Origin of the sequence: Nguyenibacter vanlangensis (assembly GCF_013376155.1) — a bacterium.
Classification (GTDB): domain Bacteria; phylum Pseudomonadota; class Alphaproteobacteria; order Acetobacterales; family Acetobacteraceae; genus Gluconacetobacter; species Gluconacetobacter vanlangensis.
The window spans coordinates 1-3,603 of record NZ_JABXXP010000287.1 but is presented as its reverse complement, the minus strand read 5'-3'; the positions used below and the strand labels follow the sequence as shown (position 1 = coordinate 3,603).

The 3,603-nt window shown below is 60.9% G+C and carries 4 protein-coding genes; 2 read left to right on the top strand and 2 right to left on the bottom strand.

Annotation, left to right across the window (positions count from 1 at the left end; all coding sequences use genetic code 11):
- Positions 1-429: alanine racemase (locus HUK84_RS12530; RefSeq protein ID WP_176640592.1), on the bottom strand; the 429-nt coding region annotated here is incomplete at its 3' end.
- A 114-nt stretch (positions 430-543) separates the two neighbouring features.
- On the opposite strand from HUK84_RS12530, the gene HUK84_RS12525 reads away from it, so the two are divergent.
- On the top strand, positions 544-987 hold the full coding sequence (locus tag HUK84_RS12525) for an Lrp/AsnC family transcriptional regulator (RefSeq protein WP_176640591.1): 444 nt from the start codon (positions 544-546) through the stop codon (positions 985-987).
- Between the two features lie 261 nt (positions 988-1,248).
- Positions 1,249-2,244: an acyltransferase family protein gene (locus HUK84_RS12520; RefSeq protein ID WP_176640590.1), complete on the top strand. Its 996-nt coding sequence runs from the start codon at positions 1,249-1,251 to the stop codon at positions 2,242-2,244.
- A gap of 34 nt (positions 2,245-2,278) precedes the next feature.
- On the opposite strand, the gene HUK84_RS12515 is transcribed toward HUK84_RS12520, so the two are convergent.
- Positions 2,279-3,603 (bottom strand): APC family permease (locus tag HUK84_RS12515; RefSeq protein ID WP_176640589.1); only part of this gene is annotated, 1,325 nt, incomplete at its 5' end.

Genomic DNA, 3,603 nt, shown 5'->3' with positions numbered 1-3,603 from the left:
GCCGCTATCGACCTGCAACGCGGCCGCGAGCCCCCGCCCGTGGCGGCCGGCGGCCTGCCGCCATGAGGCCAGTTGTTCCATGCTGTTCAGGACCGGACGCAGAACGTGCCGGACGCAATCACCCACCGCACCCGGGCGCGGGCCGTGCAGGATGGTGATCCGCACATCCGGCGAGACATACCGGCGCAGGGCGATGCCTTCATCGACATGGGCGACGAAGAAATCCCGCGCGCCGGCCGCCTCCAGCACCGGCGCCACCCGGGCGGCCCCCAGCCCATAGGCATCGGCCTTGACCACCGGGGCGCACACCGCCCCCGCCGCCCGTTCGCCGAGCAGCCGATAATTGGCGGCGATCGCCGCCAGGTCGATCGTCAACGTGGCCCCGGCCCGATCGGCCGGCCAGGCACCTGGAGCAAGGGACATCGTCATGAGGCAGGAGCTTATACCGGATCGTAATGAAATATCCTGCCGATTGTTGGCATTATTCGTCGAAATATGGCACATTAACGCATTATTCTACGAAATTTGGCGGAAAATTTCATCATGATCGTCGATCGCGTCACCGAAGCCATCCTGCGCCTGCTGCAGCATGACGGGCGAATCAGCAACGCCGACCTCGCCCAGCGGGTCGGGCTGTCGCCCTCGGCATGCCTGCGGCGGGTCAGGATGCTGGAGGAACAGGGGGTCATTCGCGGCTATCGCGCGATCATCGACGAGCGGTCGGCCCACAGCATGACCACCGTGATCGTGCAGATCACGCTGGAACGGCTGACCGACGAGGCGCTGCGCCGGTTCGAGGCCCGGGTGCGGGATTGCGCGGATGTGCGCGAATGCTACCTGATGACCGGGGACGCGGATTACCTGGTGCGGGTCGAGGCCCGCGACCTGGCCGATTATGAGCGGATCCACAAGGAAGAACTGTCGCGCCTGCCGGGAGTCGTGCGGATCCAGAGCAATTTCGCCATCCGGCCGGTGGTGCAACGTTAATGCACTACCGTTCTATCCGTAGCCTCCCTCCGCCATACGAGATGCCGTCATTGCCCTGTGCCCTTCAAAAGAGTAAGGAGAGGGCAGATCGTCTGTTTGTGATTAACAAATATGTCAGGCCGTCATGCCCTTCGGAAATAAAAATCATATAATTGTATATAATACGGAATTACAAAAGAGATGATATCAGTATCTAGTCGTTTATATAAAATATTCCCAGAATGGATAGGATTGGGAAGCTTTCGATTTTTCTTATGCAGCTTGGTTCTGTTCTCCCATGCTTGGCACGATATGATTCAGGGCGGTGCGGCCTATGCAGTTTGGGGATTCTATGTTCTAAGCGGCTTCCTCATGACGCTAGTAATTAAAGACAAATACGGATTCACCGTCGAGGGGATACTGAAATACATCTCAAATAGAATAATAAGAATATTTCCTCTATATTACATTTGTCTTCTCGCCGGCATAGCAACCATAGTGTTCTTACGGCACCACAAGATTGACCCCACGCAGTTCAATGGGCAATTTTACATGCCAAGCCGAGGAACCTGGCTTGCTCCACTCACCCTGCTGACTGTTTTTCCGACGACCGGTCTACCGGTTGCGACGTCCGGAGCCTTAGCAACGGAATTCACCGCCTATGCCATGATGCCCTTGATGGCGTTTTCGCCTTTGTTCTCGCTCCTGTTTTTCTTCATCTCCCTGGTCGTGAATATTTCGTACGGGTTTGGACTCGAGAGCTTCGCCGCGCGCTATACCTTTTTCTCTACGTGCCTAATCGCGTTCTCCTTCGGTTCTCTCCTATGCCACTTCAAGCCCTGGTTATCCCTCATCAGGAACCGCCCGCTAAGCCTTGGCGCGTGGCTCCTTTTGTCCGTATCCTGGCTCCGATACCCCTATTTTCCGTGGGAACACGGCCTGTATGTCTCTCTTCCTGTGTCGGGATGGGTGGTTCTGTCATTCATTGACGTAAGAAAGAACAAACTGGATGGTTTATTGGGCGACCTATCCTATCCGGTATACTTGGCGCATACGCTTGTTTTGGCTTGGTACTTCGTCGTGTTCCACAAGGCGTTCGATCTTCGCTGCGCCGTGGAAGTCTATGTGTTTTCTGTGATTTTATCGTATATCCTGATCGTGGTCGTCGATCGGCCTCTATCGCGCCTAAAGGTACGCGGACGGACCACAGCACCGGACAATCAAAATTACGACCTGACCCTACGAGCGCGCTCAAGGCCAAAAATAAGCCTAATCTAAAGCATGTCTACTGAACACCGATTCGGTGGACACTCTAACAATCGTCGGGGCCGCGCAGCACCCAGGCGCCACGCCGGCGCAGCACCAGCCGGTAATAGAGCGCCGAGGCCACGCAGATCGCGCCGGTGGCGGCCAGGCTGGGCCGGCCGATCACCGGGTCGAGCCAGTTGGTATAGACGATGGACAGCATGGCCAGCAGCGCGACGGCCGGCAGGAGGGGAAAGAGCGGCATCCGGTAATGGCCGTGGTCCGTGGTGCCGTTATGGCGGCCCATGATGACCGCGACGCAGAGCAGCCCGGCGATCAGGACGAGGGTGGAACTGGTGATGACCAGCAGCGCGGTCTCGGGCACCAGGCAGGCCAGGCCCGCGATGACCCCGCAGACCAGGGTCGCCACCCAGGGCGAATGGAACCTGCGGTGGGTGCGCGTCAGCGCGCCGGACAGGCCGGCGGGCCAGATGCGGTCGCGCCCTGTGCTGTAGGCGATGCGTGCCGCCAGCAGCATCATCGCGATCAGCGCGTTGAAGATGGCCAGCGCGATGCCCAGGCTGACCATCGTGGCCAGAATCGGCCCGCCGCGCGCCGCGATGAAATCGCCCAGCATGTTGCGCGCGCCCAGCAGCGCCCGCAGGTCTGGCGCCCCCATCAGGATGGCGATCACCGGAACCAGTTCCGACGCGATGGCGATGGCGAAGGCCCACATCACGGCCCGGGCGATATGGCGCCCGGCATCGTGGGTTTCCTCGCCGAAATATACGGCCGCGCCATAGCCGTTATAGGCGAAGAGAGCGACCGAGGTCGCCATGCCGATCATGGCGGCCGAGGCCGGTACCAGGCCGGTGCCGCCCGGCATCGCCGGGTGCAGCAGCAGGCCGGTGAGCGGCCGGGCGACATGCAGGAAACCCAGCGCGACCAGGACCAGCAGGGCAAGGATTTCAACGACCAGGAACAGGCCGGTGAGCACCGCGTTGGTCCGGATATTGAGGATACCGACCAGGGTGACGATTACGATGGTGACCAGGGCGGTGGGCACCGGCGGCAGGCCGGGCAGCAGCACGCCCAGATACGTGGACAGGCCCAGCGCCATCACCGCCGGGATCAGGCAATTGCCGATCAGGCTGGCCCCCATGACCAGGAAACCCCAGAACGGCCCGACGACCCGGCCGACGATGGCGTATTCCCCGCCGCTGAGCGGATAGGCGGAGGCCAGTTCGGCGAAGACGAAAGCCAGGCACCAGGCGATGGCCGCCCCCGCCGCCATGCTGAGCAGCGCCCCCGACCCGGCCGTGGCCAGGACGCCCGGCACGATGATGAATACCGACGAGGCCGGCGAGATCGCGGACAGGGCGATCAGCAGCG

Bases quoted from the DNA above. Each gene is read 5' to 3' on its own strand.
- HUK84_RS12525 (WP_176640591.1), top strand. From the start codon at position 544: ATGATCGTCGATCGCGTCACCGAAGCCATCCTGCGCCTGCTGCAGCAT.